The sequence below is a fragment of the Thermobrachium celere DSM 8682 genome, from assembly GCF_000430995.1.
GTDB classification, from domain to species: Bacteria; Bacillota; Clostridia; order Clostridiales; family Caloramatoraceae; genus Thermobrachium; species Thermobrachium celere.
Map to the genome: position 1 here is coordinate 2,940 of NZ_HF951996.1, position 500 is coordinate 3,439.

1 protein-coding gene and 1 pseudogene are annotated in these 500 nt (G+C 29.2%); one reads left to right on the top strand and one right to left on the bottom strand.

Going from position 1 to position 500, the window contains the following annotated elements:
• Positions 1 to 105: 105 nt before the first annotated feature.
• A pseudogene (locus tag TCEL_RS13975) lies at positions 106 to 274 on the bottom strand (zinc transporter ZupT); the annotation flags it as partial.
• A 6-nt stretch (positions 275 to 280) separates the two neighbouring features.
• Here TCEL_RS13975 and TCEL_RS12995 point away from each other — a divergent pair.
• The coding region (locus tag TCEL_RS12995; protein ID WP_198010620.1) for a threonine/serine exporter family protein at positions 281 to 500 on the top strand (220 nt) is incomplete at its 3' end.

The following is a 500-nucleotide window of genomic DNA, read 5'->3' on the forward strand; positions in this document are numbered from 1 at the left end:
ATTAATGCAATTATAAGCATTCCTAAAAAGAAATGATATTACTGTTATTAAATAATCCTGTCTTTGTTCCTAAGTTCAGCTGTTAACAAGTTTCTTGCTTCAGAAAAAATTTACAATCATAGAAACATAAATCATAACTCCAGCAGAAAAACCAAAGGCTAATTGAAAGGAATTTAGTGTTTGTCTTTTKGKCAAAAAWWGCAATAGCACTTCCTATACCTGTTGATAGACCTGCTATAAGTGTAAGTAAAAAGGCTAGTAATATGCTGTTCACTAAAATATGCCTTATTTTAGCTATAGCCTACAGATTATATCATCAGGTTTTGTGGCATTAGGATTTACAAAATTATTTGGTGGTAATGTATTTGATTCATTGGTGGCTTTTATCATAAGTATGGGTATATTCTATGCTAAGGATAAGATTCAAAAATATGGTTTTTTTCAATTTTTAGAGTTTTTTATTTCAGGCCTTTATAGCAGGTGTATTATCCATTCTAATT